This is a genomic window from Agrobacterium sp. GW821-FHT02D03 (genome assembly GCF_059421725.1).
This window is the reverse complement of sequence record NZ_JBWKVN010000001.1, coordinates 2,285,621-2,307,045: the sequence shown is the minus strand read 5'-3', so window position 1 is coordinate 2,307,045 and position 21,425 is coordinate 2,285,621. Positions and strand designations below refer to the sequence as shown.

The 21,425-nt window shown below is 58.7% G+C and carries 22 protein-coding genes; 14 read left to right on the top strand and 8 right to left on the bottom strand.

The window, feature by feature from the left end; all coding sequences use genetic code 11:
* The first annotated feature begins 49 nt into the window (after positions 1 to 49).
* Positions 50 to 1,459, top strand: a complete 1,410-nt coding sequence (locus AC07U5_RS11040; protein ID WP_443265189.1) for a chloride channel protein — start codon at positions 50 to 52, stop codon at positions 1,457 to 1,459.
* On the opposite strand, the gene AC07U5_RS11035 is transcribed toward AC07U5_RS11040, so the two are convergent.
* A complete protein-coding gene (locus AC07U5_RS11035; RefSeq protein WP_162741806.1) occupies positions 1,402 to 2,181 on the bottom strand; it encodes a DUF3750 domain-containing protein in 780 nt (259 codons plus the stop codon). The two genes, AC07U5_RS11040 and AC07U5_RS11035, sit on opposite strands and share 58 nt — an antisense overlap.
* Positions 2,182 to 2,255: 74 nt before the next feature.
* On the opposite strand from AC07U5_RS11035, the gene AC07U5_RS11030 reads away from it, so the two are divergent.
* Positions 2,256 to 3,263, top strand: a complete 1,008-nt coding sequence (locus AC07U5_RS11030) for an asparaginase (RefSeq protein WP_443265190.1) — start codon at positions 2,256 to 2,258, stop codon at positions 3,261 to 3,263.
* A 58-nt stretch (positions 3,264 to 3,321) separates the two neighbouring features.
* Here AC07U5_RS11030 and AC07U5_RS11025 read toward each other — a convergent pair whose 3' ends face one another.
* On the bottom strand, positions 3,322 to 3,981 hold the full coding sequence (locus AC07U5_RS11025; RefSeq protein ID WP_443265191.1) for a glutathione S-transferase family protein: 660 nt from the start codon (positions 3,979 to 3,981) through the stop codon (positions 3,322 to 3,324).
* 302 nt (positions 3,982 to 4,283) lie between these two features.
* Here AC07U5_RS11025 and AC07U5_RS11020 point away from each other — a divergent pair, with 302 nt between their 5' ends.
* Positions 4,284 to 5,771, top strand: coding sequence for a diguanylate cyclase domain-containing protein (locus AC07U5_RS11020; protein WP_112952215.1), 1,488 nt, complete (start codon positions 4,284 to 4,286; stop codon positions 5,769 to 5,771).
* A 36-nt stretch (positions 5,772 to 5,807) separates the two neighbouring features.
* On the opposite strand, the gene AC07U5_RS11015 is transcribed toward AC07U5_RS11020, so the two are convergent.
* On the bottom strand, positions 5,808 to 6,314 hold the full coding sequence (locus tag AC07U5_RS11015; protein WP_112952216.1) for a MarR family winged helix-turn-helix transcriptional regulator: 507 nt from the start codon (positions 6,312 to 6,314) through the stop codon (positions 5,808 to 5,810).
* A 110-nt stretch (positions 6,315 to 6,424) separates the two neighbouring features.
* Here AC07U5_RS11015 and AC07U5_RS11010 point away from each other — a divergent pair, with 110 nt between their 5' ends.
* Positions 6,425 to 7,945: an MDR family MFS transporter gene (locus AC07U5_RS11010; RefSeq protein ID WP_494723012.1), complete on the top strand. Its 1,521-nt coding sequence runs from the start codon at positions 6,425 to 6,427 to the stop codon at positions 7,943 to 7,945.
* Here the strand turns inward: AC07U5_RS11010 and AC07U5_RS11005 are convergent.
* Positions 7,914 to 8,744, bottom strand: coding sequence for a GGDEF domain-containing protein (locus AC07U5_RS11005; protein WP_494723011.1), 831 nt, complete (start codon positions 8,742 to 8,744; stop codon positions 7,914 to 7,916). The two genes, AC07U5_RS11010 and AC07U5_RS11005, sit on opposite strands and share 32 nt — an antisense overlap.
* Before the next feature lie 138 nt (positions 8,745 to 8,882).
* On the opposite strand from AC07U5_RS11005, the gene AC07U5_RS11000 reads away from it, so the two are divergent.
* The 5 genes from AC07U5_RS11000 (at position 8,883) to AC07U5_RS10980 (ending at position 14,471) form a co-directional block, all read left to right on the top strand.
* Positions 8,883 to 9,893: a ligase-associated DNA damage response exonuclease gene (locus AC07U5_RS11000; protein WP_062599502.1), complete on the top strand. Its 1,011-nt coding sequence runs from the start codon at positions 8,883 to 8,885 to the stop codon at positions 9,891 to 9,893.
* 2 nt (positions 9,894 to 9,895) lie between these two features.
* Positions 9,896 to 11,521 (top strand): cisplatin damage response ATP-dependent DNA ligase, encoded by a 1,626-nt coding sequence (locus AC07U5_RS10995; RefSeq protein WP_494723010.1) that lies wholly within the window; start codon positions 9,896 to 9,898, stop codon positions 11,519 to 11,521.
* A gap of 92 nt (positions 11,522 to 11,613) precedes the next feature.
* The gene (locus tag AC07U5_RS10990) at positions 11,614 to 12,552 is read left to right on the top strand and encodes an alpha/beta hydrolase family protein (protein ID WP_130977776.1); all 939 of its coding nucleotides are present in this window, start codon (positions 11,614 to 11,616) and stop codon (positions 12,550 to 12,552) included.
* A 102-nt stretch (positions 12,553 to 12,654) separates the two neighbouring features.
* Positions 12,655 to 13,539, top strand: coding sequence for a L,D-transpeptidase (locus tag AC07U5_RS10985; protein ID WP_062425825.1), 885 nt, complete (start codon positions 12,655 to 12,657; stop codon positions 13,537 to 13,539).
* 194 nt (positions 13,540 to 13,733) lie between these two features.
* Positions 13,734 to 14,471 (top strand): L,D-transpeptidase, encoded by a 738-nt coding sequence (locus AC07U5_RS10980; RefSeq protein ID WP_082447247.1) that lies wholly within the window; start codon positions 13,734 to 13,736, stop codon positions 14,469 to 14,471.
* 144 nt (positions 14,472 to 14,615) lie between these two features.
* On the opposite strand, the gene AC07U5_RS10975 is transcribed toward AC07U5_RS10980, so the two are convergent.
* Positions 14,616 to 15,062, bottom strand: coding sequence for a MarR family winged helix-turn-helix transcriptional regulator (locus AC07U5_RS10975; RefSeq protein WP_062425824.1), 447 nt, complete (start codon positions 15,060 to 15,062; stop codon positions 14,616 to 14,618).
* A gap of 350 nt (positions 15,063 to 15,412) precedes the next feature.
* Here AC07U5_RS10975 and AC07U5_RS10970 point away from each other — a divergent pair, with 350 nt between their 5' ends.
* The 3 genes from AC07U5_RS10970 to AC07U5_RS10960 all read left to right on the top strand — a co-directional run bounded on the left by AC07U5_RS10970 (position 15,413) and on the right by AC07U5_RS10960 (position 17,063).
* Positions 15,413 to 15,838 (top strand): organic hydroperoxide resistance protein, encoded by a 426-nt coding sequence (locus AC07U5_RS10970; protein WP_062425823.1) that lies wholly within the window; start codon positions 15,413 to 15,415, stop codon positions 15,836 to 15,838.
* Positions 15,839 to 15,958: 120 nt separating this feature from the next.
* The gene (locus tag AC07U5_RS10965; protein WP_113176293.1) at positions 15,959 to 16,339 is read left to right on the top strand and encodes an MbcA/ParS/Xre antitoxin family protein; all 381 of its coding nucleotides are present in this window, start codon (positions 15,959 to 15,961) and stop codon (positions 16,337 to 16,339) included.
* Entirely contained in the window at positions 16,299 to 17,063 is a 765-nt protein-coding gene (locus AC07U5_RS10960; RefSeq protein WP_494723009.1) for an RES family NAD+ phosphorylase, read from the top strand. The genes AC07U5_RS10965 and AC07U5_RS10960 overlap by 41 nt, the downstream gene beginning before the upstream one ends.
* A 22-nt stretch (positions 17,064 to 17,085) precedes the next feature.
* On the opposite strand, the gene AC07U5_RS10955 is transcribed toward AC07U5_RS10960, so the two are convergent.
* A complete protein-coding gene (locus AC07U5_RS10955; protein ID WP_494723008.1) occupies positions 17,086 to 17,652 on the bottom strand; it encodes a GNAT family N-acetyltransferase in 567 nt (188 codons plus the stop codon).
* Between the two features lie 213 nt (positions 17,653 to 17,865).
* A complete protein-coding gene (locus tag AC07U5_RS10950) occupies positions 17,866 to 19,431 on the bottom strand; it encodes a helicase HerA-like C-terminal domain-containing protein (protein WP_494723007.1) in 1,566 nt (521 codons plus the stop codon).
* A gap of 213 nt (positions 19,432 to 19,644) precedes the next feature.
* Between AC07U5_RS10950 and AC07U5_RS10945 the strand changes: the two genes are divergently transcribed.
* The gene (locus tag AC07U5_RS10945; RefSeq protein WP_062425818.1) at positions 19,645 to 20,037 is read left to right on the top strand and encodes a DUF937 domain-containing protein; all 393 of its coding nucleotides are present in this window, start codon (positions 19,645 to 19,647) and stop codon (positions 20,035 to 20,037) included.
* Positions 20,038 to 20,093: 56 nt separating this feature from the next.
* On the opposite strand, the gene AC07U5_RS10940 is transcribed toward AC07U5_RS10945, so the two are convergent.
* On the bottom strand, positions 20,094 to 20,519 hold the full coding sequence (locus tag AC07U5_RS10940) for a winged helix-turn-helix transcriptional regulator (protein WP_494723006.1): 426 nt from the start codon (positions 20,517 to 20,519) through the stop codon (positions 20,094 to 20,096).
* A 103-nt stretch (positions 20,520 to 20,622) separates the two neighbouring features.
* Here AC07U5_RS10940 and AC07U5_RS10935 point away from each other — a divergent pair, with 103 nt between their 5' ends.
* On the top strand, positions 20,623 to 21,381 hold the full coding sequence (locus AC07U5_RS10935; RefSeq protein ID WP_062425816.1) for an SDR family oxidoreductase: 759 nt from the start codon (positions 20,623 to 20,625) through the stop codon (positions 21,379 to 21,381).
* The last annotated feature ends 44 nt before the right edge of the window (positions 21,382 to 21,425 follow it).

The following is a 21,425-nucleotide window of genomic DNA, read 5'->3' as shown; positions in this document are numbered from 1 at the left end:
GCTTTCGGGTCTGATAAGAAACCTCGCCATTGAAATGCAGAAACGTACCATGCCCGCCACTTACAAGAACATGAAAATGGTCCGCCGTTCCCGCGTCATGTGGGGATCGTGGCGGATCTGGAAGCCAAGAGCCGTTTTCTGGCTCGGGGCCATTGCGGTAGGGCTGATCAGCGTCGCCTTTGCCAAGGCGGCAGATTGGGCGCAGCACGTTTTTTCCGCGACCACAACGTCAGGCGAGTGGGCATTTCTTCTGCCGCTGATTATCACGCCGCTTGGCTTCGTTCTTTGCGCCTGGCTGGCAATGGTGGTGTTTCCAAATTCCGGCGGAAGTGGCATTCCTCAAGCCATCGCCGCGCGCCATTTCCATCATGACGAAGACCGGTCTCGCCTGTTGTCGATCAAGCTTGCCGTCGGCAAGATCGTGCTGACGGTTGTTGGTCTCATGTCCGGCGCATCCATTGGGCGCGAGGGACCAACGGTACAGGTCGGCGCCTCCATTATGCTTCTGGCCGCACGGGTTGGCGGCATGGCGCAGGCGAGGGGTCTGATCCTCGCCGGATCGGCAGCAGGGATCGCTGCGGCCTTCAACACACCACTTGCCGGCGTCGTCTTTGCGATTGAAGAGATGAGCCGGTCCTATCAGTCCCGCGCCAACGGTCTGGTGCTGACCGCCGTCATCCTCTCGGGTTTGGCTTCGCTCGGACTAGTCGGCAGCTACACCTATTTCGGCACTAGCACCGTCATGATGCAAACGGGGAAGGATTGGAGCCTCGTTCTAATCTGCGGTATCGGCGGCGGCTTTCTGGGCGCCATCTTCAGCGCGGGCGCGCTCCGCGCCTCGCAGCGTATTCGCCGTTGGGCGCACACGGTTCCGTTGAAGCGCATGCTGATTGTTGCAGCCGTCTGCGGCTTGGCCTCAGCCATCATCGGCGTCCTCAGCGGTGGTGCGACCTTTGGCACCGGCTATGAGCAGGCGAGGGCGGCCGTCGAAGGTGAGCCCGCGCCGATGTTGTTCTTTGCCGAGAAGCTGATGACGACATTCCTTGCCATGCTGTCGGGCATTCCCGGCGGCATATTCGCCCCATCGCTTTCCGTAGGTGCGGGCTTCGGCAGCACCGTCTCTTCTCTTCTTGGCAGCAGCATCGCGCTCGGCGCCATCCTTGGCATGGCAGGTTATTTTGCCGGTGTCGTTCAGGCCCCGATGACGGCTTTCGTGATTATTCTGGAAATGACGGGCAATCATGATGGCGTCATCGCGATCATGGCCGCGTCGATGCTGGGCTACCTGACCTCGCGAATGATCTCTCCTGAGCCCCTCTACCACGGCCTGTCGCGCGTCTTCATCGCGCAGGGAATCAGGGCGAGGCGCGCGAGCGAAGCCGAGCACCACGAAAGCGATACTCAGGCAGAGCCGGGTGCGCGCTCCGGCGCCGGTTCGAACGAGTTGACGCCGAAGTAACCGAGCCCCGGGATTTTGATGCCGGGGTTCTGGACGTCGATGCCAGCGACGAGGCCGAGAAAATTGATTTCAAAGCCGCTGCGTAAACCGGCGGACAGTCCAAACAGTCCACCGAGCGAAATGCTGACATCCTTCCAATCCTCGGCAATATGGACGAACTCGCCGTTCGGCAGGTAGTCGCGGCCGACGGCGTCGGGTGGCAGCACCACGCCGAGTTCCGGCACGCTGCGCAGAACATGGGCAATAAAGGTATTGGAATTAGGGCCAGGGTAAATCCGGTAGCCCCCTGCCTTGGCGTAAGGATAGTCGGCGATCGCCTGCTGGATTTTCGGGATCAGCCTCTCGGCTTCTTCACCGTGCATTTCCAGAACCTTGCGGGGCATGTTCGAATACCAGTAGGCATCCGGCGCGTAGGCGTTGCGGCGGATGGGCGAGCCCCAGCCGACCTTGTCGTAGCGCTCATAGCTCGCCGCACCCTCCGGCTTCATCACGATCCAGGCGTGGCTGGCAATCGAGCCTTTGAAGCCGCCGGTCATTGCCGAGTAGACATAGATCGCCGCAGGCTTGTCCGCTGCCGCCTCCGGCAGAATGCCCGCGGAAGACCAGCGCGCATTCCGGTAGCCGGTGGGATGGTCCTTCATTACCCACAGACCCGCAGAGGCGAGGGCAGGCAGGAGATAGACGAGAAAAACGACGGCCAGAAACCGCTTGGCAAATTTCAATGGAGTGCCCCGTGCATGATGCGAAAAATAGGGTTAGATAGGGATCGCATTTCGAATTTTTTGAGGCCGGCATCATGCACAACCCCGTTACCGTTGAGGTCACCCGCGGCAACCTCGTCGAAAGCCGCCATCGAGGCATGGCCGTCGTGGTCAATGGCGATGGCAAGGTTGTCTTTTCGGCGGGCGATGCCGAGAGCGCGGTCTTCCCGCGTTCCGCATGTAAGGCCATGCAGGCCTTGTTCATGGTGGAAAGCGGTGCTGCGGATGCTTACGGTTTCGGCAACCGAGAGCTCGCATTGTCCTGCGCATCCCATTCGGGAGAAGAGGCGCATGTCGAATTGGCGGCATCAATGCTCGCAAGAGCGGGCCATGATCTCAGCGCGCTGGAATGCGGTGCGCACTGGTCGCTGGACCAGAAGGCGCTGATAGGCCAGGCGCGCAGCATGGAGAAGCCGACTTCGCTGCACAACAACTGTTCCGGCAAGCATTCCGGCTTCATCTGCGCCTGCAGCCATAATCGCATCGAGACGAAAGGTTACGTCAATGCCGAGCACCCGTTGCAGCGCGAAATCCGCGCGACGATGGAAAGCCTCACGGGCGCTGCCATCGCCGAGGACAGTTGCGGCATCGATGGATGCTCCATCCCGGCCTATGCCGTACCGCTGAAATCACTGGCGCACGGTTTTGCCAAGATGGCGACCGGGCAAGGGCTGGAGCCGATCCGCGCTCAGGCCTCGCGCCGCCTGATCGAGGCTTGCATGGCAGAGCCCTTTTACGTTGCGGGAACGGGCCGCACCTGCACCAAGCTCATGGAAATCGCCCCGGGTAAGATTTTTGCGAAGACCGGCGCCGAAGGGGTTTTCGTCGGCATCCTGCCGGAGAAGGGATTGGCCATCGCGGTCAAATGCGAGGACGGCACGACCCGTGCCGCCGAGGCGATGATTGCCGCTCTACTGGCGCGATATTTCGATAAGGACAGCGTGGAAGCGCATGCTCTCGACGCGATCGCGAACCGCTCCATGAAGAATTGGAACGGCATCCATGTCGGTGACATCCGTGCGACGTCGGCTCTAACGCTTTGATTTAACACATCGTACTTTCCGGAAACCAATTCCGATTTCCGGATCGATGCTTGAGCGCTTAAGCCGGTTCGGCAGCTCTCGCATCCCACATTGCCTTGAAGGCCGGGCGGGACTGGCAACGCTCCAGCCATGCCTTCACGGCAGGATGCGCATCAAAAAGCGGCGCGTGCGCCTGCGCGTAGCGAACCACTTCCGCAGCGTTCAGATCGGCAACGGTGAAGCGGTCGCCGACCAGATAGTCTTTGTCCGCCAAGTGCTGTTCCAGCACGCGAAAGGGCCGGCGCAACATGCGCGCTGCTACCTCGATGACGGCTTTGCCGGTTTCGCTGTCGGCCAGGCCCTCGGCAAAGGTCGAGGAGATCTTCAGCGAATTCGTCTCGATTTCCGTCGCGGCGAAGAAGGACCATTGCAGCATATGCGCATCTTCCGCCGAGTCTTTTGGCGCGACGGACGTGCCGTATTTCCGCGCCAGATAAAGATTGATCGCCATCGACTCGTAAAGCACCATGCCGTCATCGTCGATGCAGGGGATCGTTCCCATCGGGTTGATGGCCAGATAGGAGGGCGTCAGCGTGTTGAGCGGCGCATCGGCTGCCATCGGGTCGGCGAGCCGCCGCGCCTGGATGACGGGCACATGGTCGAACGCAATATCCAGTTCTCCTGCAAGCCATAATGTCCGCGTGGCCCGGGAGCGATAGACGCCATAAATTGTCAGCACTGCAAAACCCTCTGGTGTTTATAGGACGTTAGAGCCATTTCTGGCCGAATCCAACGTTTATGTCACGTTTCGACAGGAGGTGTAGTTCGGCCGGCGAGATTCTGATATATGTAGGTATTCTAATAAAAAGCAGGCAATATTGACAGTATTACCAGGAGAGCGCCGCGTTGACGGCAGACGGTAGAGACTGAATTTTGTTAATTCAGTATAAGTATATCTTCTATAGGCTAAATCCCATTGCTCTCCAGCCCGTTTGTGCTGACCGTCGATCATAAGCAAATTCACCAGACTGAAGAATTTTAATGGAGTTTTATAAGATGCGTGAAGAAAACGGTCCAATACCGTCAAGCTCATCGGCGCCATCTCTCCAAATCCCGATGTCTTACATCCACCGGCACGGCCTGACTTTCTTGCTCGATAATGTACCCGAAATGGTTTTCATCAAGGATTGCGAAGGCCGGTACGAGTACATGAACGCTGCCGCCCTTGCCTCACTGGGCCACGAGCGGGATTACCTCGGCGGGCGCACATTGACGATCTTCGACCTCGCGCCGAAGCAAGTTGCTGATTGTATCGATCGCCTGGATCGCCGCATCCTTTCCAACAATACCAATGTCTACGATGCCGAAGAGCCGATCGCCGCAGACGACGGAACAACACGCTGGTACTCCGGCACACGCATCATTCTACGCGATGAAGATGGTACGCCGGTAGGGCTTGCCGGCGTTTCACGCGAGATCACCCTGACCAAGCGTCAAGAAACCATGCGCAAGAGCCATGCTGCTCTCCTGGAAATGATCGTCAAGGGAAAGCCCCTCAAGGATATCCTCGCCGCCGTGGTGCGCGAGGTCGAAAGCCTGCTGGACCATGTCTGCGGTTCCGTCCTGTTGCTGGACGAGAAGACCGCCCTGCTGCACAATGGCGCGGCACCGTCGCTACCGAAAGAATATGTGTCGAAAGTGGATGGTGTTCCCGTCGGGCCGACGAACGGCTCCTGTGGCACGGCCGCTTTTCGCAGAGAGCCTGTCTATGTCAGCGACACGCTGGAAAATCCGCTCTGGGCCAATTATGTCGAAGCGGTCAAGCCCCATGGCCTTCGCTCCTGCTGGTCCACGCCTGTCATAGGCAACAATAACGTTCTGCTCGGAACATTCGCGCTCTACTCCAAAGCGGTTCGCATGCCGACTGAGACGGAAAAAGAAATCATCGACATGGCAACCAATATTGCCGGGATCGCGATCGACCGCCGCCGCGCCGAAGAATGTGTGCATTACATGGCCCACCACGATCCGCTGACTGGTCTGTCGAACCGCAATCTCTTCTGGGGCCAGTTCCGCCGAGCCCTTCACGAGGCGAAGCGGGAGGGTCGTCTGGTGGCAATCACCTATCTCGATGTCGATAAGTTCAAGCAGATCAACGATCTTCACGGACACGCAGCAGGGGACGATGTTCTTCGTGCCATCGCCGAACGTATCACCAAAAACGTTCGTGCTTCGGATATTGCGGTGCGCCTTGGTGGTGACGAGTTCGCCATCATCTTCAGCAATCCCAAACGAGATGAAGCCGGGGTGATGACGCGGCTTGAAGCCATTCGCCAAGCGGTGCAGGAGCCGATCGCAATTTCAACAGGCGCGATTACTGTGACCTGCTCGATGGGAACGGCGTTCTATCCGACCGATGGAACGACGCCGGAGAACCTTTTGGCCCGCGCTGATACCGCCATGTACGAGGCGAAGAGGGCTGGTCGAGACGCTGCGAAAGCCGGGCCAGAGGTTGGAAACGCCGCATAACGCGAAAGACGTATCAGGCCTTGGACGGCCAGCGCTCTAGGGGCGCGCATCCGGAGCAAGGCGCGTCTCGAAGCGTCCGATGAAGCGGTCGAAAAGCGCGGCGAAAGCGGCCACATCCTCCTGCGGCCAGTCACTGACCACATCTTGGATGATTGCGATCTTGGCGTCGCGCATATCTTCGAGAATACTGCGGCCCAGTGCCGTGACAACAATCATGCTGCGCCTGCCGTCTTCCTGCGACACATCCCGTTGCAGCAATCCCCTGCCAACCATATCTGCGACCAGACGGCTTCCACGTGATGGATCAAGCCGCATGCCTTCGGCAATCGACCCGACTGTCGCGTCACCTTGTGTCCGATGCACCACATCCAGAACATCAAGATGCGAGAGATCAAGCCCTGGTGCGAGCTTCGCAATCGCCGTACGACCGATGACACGCCGGCCGATCATGATGCGCATGCGTGTCATCGTGTGGCTGATAGCCAGCACGTCGTCTTGAACGGACACGCTCCTATCGGCGCGCTTGAGGATCTGATTGTTCATGTGATGCCCTCGCTCCTAACCGAATACAACATACAATAATCCTTCGAAAGATGCCATTGACATATATATGCCATAAGCACATAAATTGACGCCTAACGCGAGGCCTTTCCATGGATATGTCGGTGAACTCTGCGGCTCCACTCGTGACGGAGCCCCGTCGCAGACTTATTGTGTTTCTATTCCTGATGCTGGCTATGTTCATGGCGACGCTGGATAACCAGATCGTCTCCACCGCCTTGCCGACCATTGTGGGCGAGTTCGGCGCGCTTGAACGCTTCGGCTGGGTCGGCTCCGCATATCTCCTGGCCACCAGCGCCGTCATGCCGGTTTATGGCAAGCTCGGCGACCTCTTTGGCCGCAAATATGTGATGATCTTTGCCGTCGTCCTCTTTACCATCGGTTCGCTTGCCTGCGGTCTGGCTTGGTCGATGGATTCGTTGATCGCAGCCCGCGTTCTTCAGGGCCTTGGCGGCGGCGGCATCATGGTGTCGATCTTCTCCGTCAATGCCGATCTGTTTGCCCCGCGTGAACGCGCCCGCTACCAGAGCTATTCGAGCCTCGTGATCATGGCATCCGGCAGTGTCGGACCGATCCTGGGCGGCACGATGAGCGATCTCTTCGGCTGGCGCTCCATCTTTCTCATCAACCTGCCCATCGGCATTGTCGTGCTGCTGGGTCTCGCTTTTCTCCTTCCGTATCGACGACCCGACCGTCAGCCGAAGATCGATTACGTCGGTGCGGTTCTTCTCGCCGCCGCGATTTCGAGCGTTGTGCTTTGGGCCGACAGTGCTGAACTCTTCGGCTCGCTGATTGCCTGGCAGAGCCTTGCAATCATCGCCTTCGCCATTGTCTGCGCCACTCTCTGGGTACAGGTGGAGAAGCGGGCACCCGAGCCAATCGTGCCGCTGCGCTTGTTCAAGGATTCGACCTTTCCGTTGCTGATGATCATTTCGATCGTCAGCGGTGGTCTCGGCATCGGCATGGTCAATTATTACGCGCTCTTCCTGCAGACGACGACCGGGCTTTCGCCTTCTGAAGCCGGCCTCTTCTTCATCGCCGTCACCGGTGGCATCGTCATGGGATCTCTGACGGCAGGCCGGCTGATTTCGAAGACGGGAAGCTACAAGCCGTTTTCGATCATCAGCCTGTCGATTGCCGTGGTTGCGATGCTGTCGCTCTCGCAGGTCCATGCTGGTACACCCTTGGCGATCATCGCTGCTCTGTTGTTGCTGCAAGGACTTGGTGTCGGCCTCGGCCAGCAGGCGCCCATTATCGGCGTGCAGAATTCTGCGGCCAAAGCCGATATCGGTGCGGCAAGCGGAGCCGTTACCCTGACGCGTATGGGCGGTGCGGCACTTGCCATCTCCATCTACGGTGCGGTCATATCCTCAAGTCTCAAGGGGACCGGTGCCGATATTCAAGGGGTTAGCAACATTCAGGAACTGACACCCAAAATGCTGGCGCAATTGCCTGCCGCCTCGCAGCACGCCGTGGCCGATCTTTATGCCGCCGCCTTCACCCCGCTTTTCCTCGTCGCGGCTGCAACGGCGGTGATCGGTCTGGTCGCTGCGGTGATGCTGAAGAATGTCCGGCTGCCGATCAGCATGGAACAGAAGGCGCCGCAAGACTGAAATCTGGCGGCATCGGTATCGATATGTCACGACCGATGACGGCCCGGTTGCGGCCGTCTCGTTTTGCCTCATACATGCGCAAGTCCGCCTCCTTGAGGAGAACGTCCGCATCGCAAAGCGCGGAAAAACTCGCTGTCCCTATGCTGATGCTGAGCTCCACGATCGCGCCCGACTCCGTCAGAAGTGGCGTCGAGGACACCGATTTCAGGAACGCGGTGGCCATACGGTCGATCTCCGCCGGCGAAGTGACGCCATCAAGGAAGATGACGAATTCCTCGCCGCCGATGCGCCCAAGGAAATCTTCTGATCTCAGACCTTTTCGCAGCGCCTTGGCAATCGTCTGCAAAGCCTGATCCCCGGTCCGGTGGCCGAAACGATCGTTGATGGACTTGAAGTGATCCGCGTCGATGAAGAGCACGCTGCCTTCGGTGCTAGCAAGCTCGCTCATGCGCTGCATGAAGCCGATACGATTATAGGCCCCGGTCATGGGATCGCGCAGGGACGCCTCTATGGCGGCAGCATGGGCGGCAACCAGATCGCGATGGAGACTATCGAGTTCCAGATGAGAGCGGGTGAGGGCGGCGCGGGCCTGTTTCAAACGCTCCAGCTGATAGAACTGAACGCCGCTGGCTGGTCCGGCAATGGCGATCGGGCAGATGACTGCCATCAAGAGACCGACACCTTCCACGGTGCCACCCATCTGCGGAACGAGGACTGAAACGATCAGCAGGGACGCCGCCAGAGATCCGAAAGCTGCGAGCGTGGCGCGAAAGATGATGCGTGACCAGAACCCCTTCATTGTGCCGATACCCCTTTTGCCGGCAAAACCGCTTCCCCGCCAAACCCTTTCGCACAGAATGAACCTTATTCCGTACGGTTCGTTTTGTCTTGCGCAAGAAGTTTTGAAGCATCGTAAATTTCGGTCGATCCCGACGCCATGAAACCAGAAAAACTGCTCAGCCCGACACCGAAGGGGCTTTATTGCCCGGTGGGTGACTTTTACATCGACCCGGTGAAGCCGGTCCCGAAGGCGTTGATCACCCATGGTCACTCGGATCATGCGCGAGCAGGGCATGAGAAGGTGCTGGCGACGCGCCAGACACTTGACATCATGCGCTTGCGGTATGGCGAGGATTTTACAGTCAGCGAACAGGCCATCGACTTCGGAGAGACCGCGCAAGTCAATGGCGTGACCGTCGGGTTTCATCCGGCCGGACACGTACTCGGCTCCGCCCAGATCTCCATCGAATATGACGGTCTGCGTATCGTCGCGTCGGGGGACTACAAGCGTGGCGTTGATCCCACCTGCGCACCCTTCGAGCCGGTTCCCTGCGACGTCTTCATCACCGAAGCCACTTTCGCGCTTCCGGTCTTTCATCACCCGGCGCCAGCCCGCGAGATTGCCAAGCTTCTGACGTCTATTCGCCAGTTCCCGGAGCGCACGCATCTTGTCGGCGCCTATTCGCTCGGCAAGGCGCAGCGCGTGCTGCGACTGCTGCGCGACAACGGCTATTCCGGCCCTGTCTATATTCACGGCGCTCTGGCAAAGCTCTGCGATTATTACGTCTCCCAAGGCATCGATCTAGGCGATATCCGCCCAGCCACATTGGAGAAGAGCAACCCGGCGCAGTTCAAGGGCGCGATCGTCGTTGGCCCGCCCTCGGCGTTCCAGGAACGTTGGGCGCGTCGTTTCAACGAACCGCTCATTGCCTTTGCCTCGGGTTGGATGATGGTGCGCCAGCGCGCCAAACAGGGCGGTGTCGAATTGCCGCTGGTAATTTCCGATCACTGCGACTGGCCCGAACTCTTGGAAACGATCAAGGAAGTCGCGCCATCGGAAGTGTGGGTCACACATGGGCGTGAAGAGGCGTTGGTGCGCTGGTGCGAACTTCAGGGCATTCCGGCCCGTCCGCTGCATCTCGTCGGCTATGAAGATGAGGGGGATTGAGCATGAAAGCCTTTGCGACCCTTCTCGACCGTCTTGTCCTCACGCCATCCAGAAACGGCAAGCTGACGCTTTTGACGGATTACTTCCGTGATACGCCCGATCCCGATCGCGGATACGGGCTCGCAGCGATTGCAGGCACCCTCGATCTGAAAAGCGTAAAACCGGCCTTGCTTCGCGAACTGGTTCTGGAGCGCATGGACGAGGTCCTGTTCCGATACTCCTACGACTATGTCGGCGATCTGGCCGAAACGATTTCGCTCGTCTGGGATACCAGCCAGAACGCTGATCTTCCCCAGGCGAACGACCCGAGCCTCGGCGAAGTCGTGCGCAAGATCAACGCGCTCGGCAAGACCGAGGTGCGCGGCGCAGTGCGAGAGCTTCTGGATCGGCTGGATACATCGTCGCGCTTCGCCTTTCTGAAGCTCGTCACCGGCGGTTTGCGCATCGGGGTCTCTGCGCGTCTTGCCCGGCAGGCGCTTGCGGACTTCGCCGGCAAGGACATTACCGAGATCGAAACGCTTTGGCATGGTCTGGAACCGCCTTACGAACCGCTCTTCGCCTGGCTTGAGGGAAAGACCGACAGGCCACTTCTGGCAACGCCTGCCATCTTTCATTCCGTCATGCTGTCCACACCGGTCGGCGACAATGATCTTGCCAATCTCGATCCGCAGGATTTCGCGGCGGAGTGGAAATGGGATGGGATCCGCGTCCAACTCTCCCGTGCTGGCGACACCCGCAAGCTCTACTCGCGATCCGGCGACGACATTTCAGGCGCCTTCCCGGATATTCTCGAAGCTGCGAATTTTGACGGCGTGATCGACGGCGAACTTCTGATCGGTGGAACGGCGCGCTCCAACAGCGCCACGCGAACCTTCTCAGACCTTCAGCAGCGGCTGAACCGCAAGACGGTGACCGGCCGGATGATGGAGGAGTATCCCGCCTTCATCCGCGCCTATGATCTGCTGTTCAAAGGCGAGGAGGACATTCGCGGCGAGACCTATCTCGACCGACGCCAGCACCTGACCGATCTCATCGAAACCGCCCCTCACGACCGCTTCGATCTCTCACCATTGGTACCCTTCACCAACTGGCAGGAACTTGACGATCTGCGCAAAGCGCCACCCGATCTGGTGATCGAAGGCGTGATGATCAAGCGAAAGGACAGCGTCTATCAGGCGGGACGCGCCAAGGGTCCGTGGTTCAAATGGAAGCGTGACCCCTTCAATATCGATGCGGTGATGATGTATGCGCAGCGCGGCCACGGAAAGCGCTCAAGCTACTATTCCGATTTCACCTTCGGCGTCTGGGCAGATGGTGAAGATGGCGAACAACTCGTGCCGGTCGGCAAAGCCTATTTCGGCTTCACCGATGCGGAGCTTGAGATTCTCGACAAGTTCGTCCGCGACAACACCGTCGAACGCTTTGGTCCGGTACGCGCCGTGCGCGCCACGCCATCCTTCGGTTTCGTGCTGGAAGTTGCGTTTGAGGGCATCAATCGCTCGGCTCGCCATAAATCCGGCGTGGCGATGCGCTTTCCACGAATCGCACGGTTGCGTGCAGACAAACTTCCCTCCGAAGCCGATCGGTTGGTCACTCTGATGGCGATGGTCGATGAACGGGAGGCTTGAATGCAGATGACGGTATTAAAGAGAAACATTAAGTAGACAATTGGACATTCCGGTGCTGAAATTGTGCTGTGCAACGCTGATCGGATTCCCACATGACAGACAAGCGCATGGATAAGATTTTTCCTTTTTCCCCCACACGCCGCGCCTTGCTGGCGGGTACATTCGGGCTGGGTGCAGCGGCTCTGATGCCGAAAGGCGCGCATTCTGAAGTGGATCTGCCGCCAGTCCTGCCGCTGGAAAATGAGGACTACGCCAGGGCGCGCGAAAGATTTCAAACGCACCTGCTGCGCAAAATGTCTGCGCCTGAAAAATCCGAGCCGCTCGGCACACCACCCGGTGCACGGCGCGTCACATATCCGGGTGGGCCGAACGGCTCCATAGAGCTTGTTGCCTGGTTGTCGGAATATGTTCCGGAGAAGAAGCTCAAGCCTGCCGTTCTTTTCCTCCATGGAGGCAACGCGACCGGTGATGGTCACTGGGCATTGATGAAGCCTTACTGGGAGGCAGGCTTTGTGGTGATGCTGCCATCCTTCCGCGGCGAAAACGGCCAGAAGGGATATTACTCCGGCTTCTATGACGAGACCTCAGATGCGCTATCCGCCGCCGAGTTTCTCGAAAACCTGCCTGGCATCGACAAGGATCGCTTCTTCCTGGCCGGTCACTCCAATGGCGGCACGCTCTCCTTGCTCGCGGCGATGACGCGGAAATTCCGCGCAGCCGTACCGGTCTCCGCGGGTGTCAACTCCTGGCGCTACTTCAACCGCTATACGGATGAACTGTGTTTCGACGAGAGCAATCAGCAGGAGTTCATTATGCGCTCCTCGGTCTGTTTCGGGCATAGCCTCAAATGCCCGACCCTGTTGCTGCGCGGCACTGAGGAGCGACCTTTCGATGCTGATCATAAGCTTCTCGTTGAACGCGCAACGTCCGTGGGTACCAAAATCAGCCACAGGCTGCTGCCCGGCACGCATAATGGCGTCGTGCCGCATGCGGTGGACGAGAGCATCCGCTTCTTCAACAATTTCGTCTGAAGTTATGCGCGGGTAGCACGGCACCGTCATCACCCATCTATCCAGCCTCGCGCCAGCCGCGCGAGTCATTGTGCCGCCAGTGATCTATCTTGAAGCGGTTCGATGATTGTATTTGCCCTGAAGACCCTCCGCCGATTTGCCTGCGTTTTGATGACAGCCCCGCTTGTGAGCGGTTGCCTGTTCATCACCGACACCAGTCGCATGAACGCCGATGTCTTCGTGAAGGAGACAGCACCCGTCTTCAATTACAACAATGTCGGCTCGATCCCGCGCGAGCCGCTGCCGCAGACACCAGGCTCGATCAACAGCCGACCGCCGGATCTTTTCCGATCCCAATTCCAGCAGCTTTACGGCCCGCCAACGACGGCACGCCCTGGGCCGGCGCTGTCGCCTGCCTATCGCGACAGGACGATGGGATACGGCCTGCCGGTCTCCAATCCGCTTCATCGCGCCATGTATGATGTGCTGTCGGATGACGGCCATACGCTGCCCGCCATTCCCTATAGTCGCATCGATCCGCGGTTTTTGCGTCAGGAGGTCAGCTACCAGACGGCGGAAGCGCCGGGCACCATCGTCGTCGATACGAGACAGCATTTCCTGTACTTGGTTCAGCCGGGCGGCAAGGCGGTTCGCTACGGTGTCGGGCTTGGACGATCGGGCTATGCCTGGTCAGGGCGGGGCGCCATCCAGTGGAAGGCCAAGTGGCCGCGCTGGACGCCACCCGATGAAATGGTGCAGCGACAACCGGAGCTCGCGTCGATCTCGGCGGCGCGCGGCGGCATGGTCCCCGGTTTGAACAACCCGCTCGGTGCGCGGGCTCTTTACATTTTCAAGGACGGCAAGGACACGCTTTACCGTGTGCATGGAACGCCGGACTGGCAATCGGTCGGCAAGGCGACCTCGTCCGGTTGCGTCAGAATGCTCAATCAGGATGTGATCGATCTTTACGATCGCGTGCCGCAGGGCGCACCGATTGTGGTGATGTGAACACGACGACCGGTAAAAGCATCCCGCCGGTGCGAATGTTGCAAGGCTGCAACTGGTTTTCAGTATGTCTTAACCACTATAGCAATAGCTGATGTATCGTGGAACAAACGACGTACGGCGAGATTGAAAGGCAGGCTCTGCACGCTTCGGTACAGTGCCTCCCTCTTCGCCTCCGATGTGAGAAAACCGGACTTATGATGAGCACCGACAGAGATCTTTCAAGACGGACTTTCCTTTCCCTTCTGGGCCTTTCTTCCGCGTCGCTGTTGGCGGGTTGTGCATCATCCGGTGTCGGCCCCTATGACAGCACGCAGCCGCTCGGTTTCGCCGGTGGCGTTGCCAATGATTTCCGCCAAATGTTCTCCTCCGGTATTTCGGACGCTGAGCTGGCGGTGATGTATGGCACGGTTGAGGATGGCGGTTTCGTTATCCCGGCAGTGCCGTATCAGAAAATCGATCGCCGCTATTACCGCCAGCGGGTCGTGGACCCGACAGGCGAGCGCCCGGGAACGGTCGTCGTCGATACGCGCTCGCGCTTCCTCTATGTGGTGGAGCAAGGCGGCACGGCGATGCGTTATGGCGTTGGCATCGGTCGCGAAGGCTTTGCCTGGTCGGGCGAGGGCGTCATTCAGTGGCGTCAGAAATGGCCGAAGTGGACGCCGCCGGATGAGATGGTCGCGCGTCAGCCGGAACTGGTCAAATATTCCGCAAGGAATGGCGGCATGGAGCCTGGCCTGAAAAACCCACTCGGTGCGCGTGCGCTTTACATCTTCCAGAACGGCAAGGACACGCTCTATCGTCTGCATGGCTCGCCGGAGTGGAACTCCATTGGTAAGGCCGTGTCGTCTGGCTGCGTTCGCCTGATGAACCAGGACATCATCGACCTTTATGATCGCGTTCCGAACAAGGCGCGTGTCGTCGTCTGGCAGTAAGCCGGCTCGTTTCGATCATCCACCACCCTCATGCTTTGGCTTTGAGGGTGGTGCAAACATGTCCTGCAACAGCACAGGCCTGTTCCCGTCTTCGCCAGCTTGAATGGCGAAAAGGTGCTGCGACGAGGGACGGCGTGATCGACATTACGCCCGCGCCAGATTGTCCTTCAAAGAATTCAACCGATCCCGAATTTGCCCGAGCTCTTCCAGGCTGCATCCTGTCGCTTCGCCGATGGAGCGCATGACGTGCACTGCCTTCTTCTTCATGTCGGCGCCCTCCGGCGTCAGGCTGATCACGACCTGCCGCTCGTCCTGCTTGCCACGCTTGCGGGTGATGAGACCTGCCTGCTCCAGCCTTTTCAGGAGAGGGGAGAGGGTGCCTGAATCGAGGCCGAGCATTTCGCCAAGTGCCTTCACCGTAGCGTTGTCTTCCTCCCACAGCGCCATCATCACCAGATATTGCGGGTATGTGAGGCCAAGCGGCTCCAGCAATGGCTTGTAAGCCCGCGTAAACGCATGGGCTGCGCCGTAAAGCGCGAAACATATCTGCACGTCCAGCCTTAAAAGGCCTTCCATTGTCCCGTCGTCCATTCGTGTGAGCTCCAAAATGCGCTGTTGAAGCGCTCTCTTGCTGCTCGGACAGCTTTCATCGGAAAGAGTTTCACCAGAATAGAAGCATCTTGGCGTCCATCTCTTGGAGATCGACTGCCCATGTTTTTCCATTCTGCGAAATTCCGTTCCGGCGAAGCAATTCCGCGCGGCAGGGAAGCGCTCTAGGGAACATTTTATCCCGTCACTCGGTTCCTGCTGCATGCAAAGGCCGAGCAATCTTATTAACCTTATCGCAGAGACAAGAAAATTTTTCAATGCGCAAAATTGTATTGCGCGCAATTGAATAACGCGCTACAAGATACCCAACGCAAACCAAGGGAGTACATGACATGCCAATTCTTTACACAACCAAGGCGACCGCAACCGGTGGCGGACGCGAAGGCAATTCCAAGACCGAAGACGGTGTTCTGGACGTAACCTTGACGGTTCCAAAGGAACTCGGTGGTAACGGTGCTCACGGCACGAACCCAGAGCAGCTTTTCGCAACCGGTTACTCTGCCTGCTTCCTCGGCGCTCTGCGCGTTGTCGCTGGCAAGGAAAAGGTAAAGCTGCCCGATGATACGGCCGTGACGGCGAGCGTTGGCGTCGGCCCACGCGAAGATGGTGGCGGTTTCGGCATCGACGTGTCGCTCAAGGTCAACATCCCAGGCCTCGACAAGGCGACCGCGGAAGATCTCGTGAAGAAGGCGCACATCGTCTGCCCATATTCGCACGCTCTGCGCACCTCCACGGAAGTACCAGTTTCGGTTGAATAAAGGTTTTGACTGCCACCGTTCAGCTGGTGGCGTCTACTCGAGCGGCCGGTTGCCCCCAACCGGCCGTTCTTGTTTTCTGAAAGAGATCCGTTATATTCTTTCTCAGGAAAGGATTTGGCGATGAACATTCAGCTCAAGCCGACGGCGGCCTCCCAAGAGGGAAGGGTTATCACGAAAGCCGCTCTCGCGGCGTCGGAGCGACTTGGCCTGACCGCAGCACGCCTTTCAGATATTCTCGGGATTTCCGCGCCCACGGTATCGAGGATGAAGAGGCAGGATTTTTGTTTGGAGCCTGGCAGCAAGCCGTTCGAACTTGCCGTGCTTCTGATCCGTGTTTTCCGCTCGCTCGATGCCATCGTCGGCGGGGATGACATAGTCTCGCGTGCCTGGCTTCAAAACCACAATGACGCGCTCGCGGGCGTGCCTGCCGAAAAACTCACCTCGATCACCGGATTGCTCGATGTCCTCTCCTACCTGGACGCCAGACGCGCTCCGCTCTGAAAGCCGCCCGTCATCAGGACGCTGGTGGCGCCTCGTCGAGGCGCAGCACCGTGTATCGACCATGAAGCTCGTCGATACCGTTGATGAGCAATCTCTGCTTGAAGACATTCTGGAAAGCAGCAAGCGGCGCTTTCCGCCGGAATGCGCAGGCCTCGATTATCTGCTGGCAACACCCTTCCGCTATGATTCTGCCTATCCCTACGGCTCTCGCTTTCGTCGCGCAGGCTTTACCAAAGGCGTTTTTTACGCCGCCAAGAGAATAGAGACAGCGCTGGCCGAAATGGCTTTCTACCGCTTGCTGTTCTACGTGGAGTCACCTGCAACGCCCATGCCAGTCAATGCGGCGGAGTATACCGCCTTTGCCGCCGACATTCAGACGGATGCGGCAATCGATTTGACCAAGCCTGTGCTATCGCGCGATGCGTCTCTCTGGACCGACCTCAACGATTACGCACCATGCCAGGCTTTGGCAGATGCGGCGCGTGAGGCGGACCTTCAGGCAATCCTCTATCGCTCGGTGCGCGATCCTGGAAAAGGCAAAAACATCGCGCTGTTGACGCCACTCGGCTTCAAGTCGAAGCGTCCGGTGGCTCGCTCCAGCTGGCGCATTCGCCTGTCGAAAATGGGCATACAGGCGCTGTGCGAGCAGCCGGTCCAGCGTATCGGCTTTTCCGTGAGCGATTTTTCCGCCGATCCGCGAATTGCTAGACTTCTGAAGGTCTGACCCGCAATGAGGATCGCTTCAATTATCTCGACGCAAGTCCATTCCATTCCGATTTGAGAATGGCGTAGATGAACTCATCGCCCCACAACCCGTTGAAGCGGTCATTCTGAATGAGGTGGGCCTCTTTGCGCATCTTCAACCGCTCGACAATGCCGATCGAGCCTTGGTTATGTGCATCCAGTCTCGCGAAAATCCGGTGATAGCCGAGGTCTGTAAAGCCGAGGTCGATCATGGCACGCACCGCTTCCGTAGCGTAACCTTTGCCCGCATAAGCCGGGTTGAAGATATAGCCGACCTCCGCCTGCAACGCCTCCGTGCTGGCGATCTTCAGAAGAACTTCACCGAGGAGCGCGCCATCATCGCGGCGCGTCACCGCCAGCCGCAGAACATCGCCGTCCTTGCCGAACGGGGCCGAGAGGACGGTGTCGAATTGCGTCCTCAACGCATCGCCGCTTGGCGCGTCTGCATAGAGAAACCGATAGACCTCAGAACGGCTGTGATAATCGGCATAGGCGCTGAAATCGGCAGGTATGAAACGGCGAAGAACAAGGCGCTCGGTTTCTGCCGGCAGTGAGATGGACGTGATCATGCGTCTCCCTGGAGCATGGCGCGGGCAAAACCGTGCACCGGTTTTGCGATAAGGACATGCGACAAAAACAAACTGAAGTGTAAGGCGCGAATCTGAAAGACCGCGACCCGCTTGGAAGCAATAGAGGCCTCGGCCTATCTGGTGGCCGGGGCGAGCTTAGACAAGCGGAGCCCCGGCGTTTTCCTCACATGTCGGTGGAAGGGAGGCGCAAAATCAGCGGCGCAGGCTTCCCAGAATGCCGCGAACCAAGGCGCGTCCGACGGAGGTCGCGACGGAGCGAGCGGCACTTTTCATCGCAGCTTCGATCACGGTTTCGCGCTGGTAACCGCTGGTGCGTCTGCCGCCGCCGGTCGTCGATGCCTGCTTCGGCTCCTCGTCGCCAAAGCCCGGCAGTTTCCAGCGTCCCGCGGCACTGTCAGGCTGCTCGCTTGCCTGCTCTTCTGCCGCACGCTTGGCAACTTCCGCCTCGGCGGCTTTGCGGGCGCGTTCGCTCAGAATTTCGAAAGCGGATTCGCGGTCGATATCCTGGTCGTAAAGACCGGCCACCGGGCTGGAGGCCATGAGGCTACGGCGCTCATCGTCGGTCACGGGGCCGACCCGACCGGATGGCGGACGCACCAGCGTGCGTTCCACGATGGAGGGTGCACCCTTATCCTGTAGGGTGGAGACCAGCGCCTCGCCGGTACCGAGTGTGGTGATCGCTTCAGCAGGGCTGAAGGCCGGATTTTGGCGGAATGTGTCGGCGGCTGTCTTCACGGCCTTCTGCTCACGCGGCGTGTAAGCGCGAAGCGCATGCTGTACGCGGTTGCCGAGCTGTGCGAGAACCGTTTCCGGCACATCGAGCGGGTTCTGCGTCACGAAATAGACTCCGACGCCCTTGGAGCGGATGAGGCGGACCACCTGTTCGACGCGCTCGATCAGCACGCGCGGCGCGTCGTTGAAGAGAAGATGCGCCTCGTCGAAGAAGAAAACGAGCTTCGGCTTGGCGGGATCGCCCACTTCCGGCAGTTCTTCAAAAAGTTCGGAAAGCATCCACAACAGGAAGGTGCCGTAGAGGCGCGGGTTCATCATCAATTTGTCGGCGGCGAGAACCGAAATCACCCCGCGCCCGTCGCTGGTGGTGCGCATGATGTCTGCAATTTTCAGCGCCGGCTCACCGAAGAAGTGCTCTGCGCCTTGCTGTTCGAGTACCAGCAGACCGCGCTGCAACGAGCCGACGGAGGACTTTGAAATCAGACCGAACTGGCTGGAAAGTTCGCTTGCGTGCTCGCCCATGTAATTCAGCAGCGATTGCAAATCCTTCAGATCGAGCAGCGGCAAGCCGCCCTGGTCGGCGATCTTGAAGGCGATGTTGAGAACGCCTTCCTGCGCTTCCGAGGCATCCATCAACCGCGCAAGAAGGAGAGGGCCCATCTCGGCGATGGTGGCGCGGACACGGTGGCCCTTTTCGCCATAGAGATCCCAGAAGATGACGGGAAACTGCTCGAAGGAGAGGTCGGAAAAGCCGATCTGTTCAGCTCGTTTCGTCACCCAGTCCTTGGCTTCGCCGGGCTTGGCAATACCGGAAAGATCGCCCTTGATATCGGCGCAGAAAACCGGGACGCCGGCTTTGGCGAAACCTTCCGCCAGCACCTGCAGGGAAACGGTCTTGCCCGTGCCGGTGGCGCCGGTAATCAGCCCATGGCGGTTGCCGAAGCGGAGGTCGAGATACTCGCCCTTGTTGAGGCTGTCGTCCGGGTTGCGGCTCGTGCCGATATAGAGCTTTCCGTCCTGCAGCATATGGCGATCCTTCCCAATGATCCGGGCAGCGGCGCCCTGTTTTTAATTTCCGCACTATACTTATAGGAACTGTTTTGGCCCTCAACAACTGTTTGATAAGGTTGAAAAGAGCGGATCGAAAAACCTTTGTTTCAAGGGGCTGCGCGGTCTTGAGTCTGTGTTTCAATTGTTTTACGTTGACGTGAACGTAATTTCGCATTCAGGAGGAAGTTTATGAGCGAAATCGTAACCCAGGTTGCAGATAGAGTGGGCATTGCGCCGGATAAGGCGGAAAAGGCTCTCGGCATGATGCTGGGTTTCCTCCAGCGCGAAGCCGATGACGCGGCCGTTGCCAAGATGATCGAATCGATCCCCGGCGGGCCGGATCTCGTCGCTCGCTTCAATGGCGAAGGCCAGGGCGGCGGTGGCTTGCTCGGCGGCCTGATGAGCGCCATCGGTGGCGGTGGCATCATGGGTCTTGGCCAGCAGCTGATGAGCCAAGGCCTCGGCATGGGTGAAATCTCGGCACTTGCCAAGACCACCATTTCGATTGCGCGCCAGCATGCCGGCGACGAGGTTGTGGACAAGGTGATCGCGTCCGTACCGGGCCTCAGCCAGTTCGCCTGATCGGCCAGACAATTTGAAGCGCTCCCATGGGAAGCGCTTCCATTATTTCAGGCCCATTATTTGAGGCGTGGGGATTGCTCTTCAAAGGCTTTCCGCGCCTTTTCTATTTCCGCGTGATGCGTCTCGGCCCATATCCACACGCCGCAAAAGGCGCTGCCCAGCGTCTTGCCAAGATGCGTCAGGCCGTAATCCACATGTGGCGGGATGACCGGGTGCACGGTGCGTTTCACCAGCCCATCGCACTCCATCTGCCTCAGCGTCTTGGTCAACATCTTCTGACTGATATCGCCGACGACCTTGCCGATTTGCGTAAAGCGCATCGTCCCGTGCTCCTCCAGAGCCTCAAGGATCAACATCGTCCACTTGTCCGCCACCTTGGCGATGATGTCCTGAACCAGCGCCTCAATGACGGGATCGGTCTCTTCCGGCGGCGGGTGAACGCGCTTCTCTTCGATGACGGCATCTGCCAGATGCCTTTTCATTCCGACACTCTCCTTTGGGTAAGTATAAATCTTTCGGGTGCCTACTTTCGATTGGAGAGTATCGTAGCTAACTTGGTTTCATCCAACAAGAGAGGATAACCAGATGAAGATGACAGGAAACACAGTACTCATCACCGGTGGTGGTTCCGGTATCGGCCGCGCGCTTGCCGAAGCCTTCCATGCACTTGGCAACAAGGTCATCATTTCCGGTAGACGCCAGTCCGCGCTGGACGAAGTGACCAGCGCCAACCCCGGCATGGTATCGGCCGTGCTCGATGCGACAAAGGCGGAGAACATTCGGACCTTTGCCGAAACGCTGACGCGCGATTATCCGGATCTCAATGTCGTCATCAACAACGCCGGCATCATGAAGAACGAGGACATCACCGCAGCCCCAGATTATCTGGAGATCGCGGAGGAAACGATTGCCACCAATCTGCTTGCCCCGATCCGATTGACCGCGGCCCTGCTTCCGCATTTTCTCAAAAAAGAAAATGCTGCCGTCCTCACCGTGTCATCCGGCCTTGCTTTCGTGCCCATGGTAGCAACGCCGACCTACAGCGCTACCAAGTCCGCCATTCACGCCTATTCGATGGCGCTGCGCGAGCAGTTGAAGGACACCTCTGTCGAGGTGATCGAGATTGCGCCGCCCTATGTGCAGACAACGCTTCAGGGTGAAAAGCAGGCGAAGGACGAGCGCGCCATGCCACTGGATGCCTTCATCACGGAAGTCATGGATATCCTGACCAACAGACCCGATGCAACGGAAGTGATCGTGGAGCGCTGCAAGCCATTGCGATTTGCCGCCGAGAACGGCAATTTCGATCAGGTCTTCGGCATGGTGAACAGCCTGCATTCCTGAACCGGATCGACCGTGATAGGCTTGCGCTCCTGATAGGGGCGCAG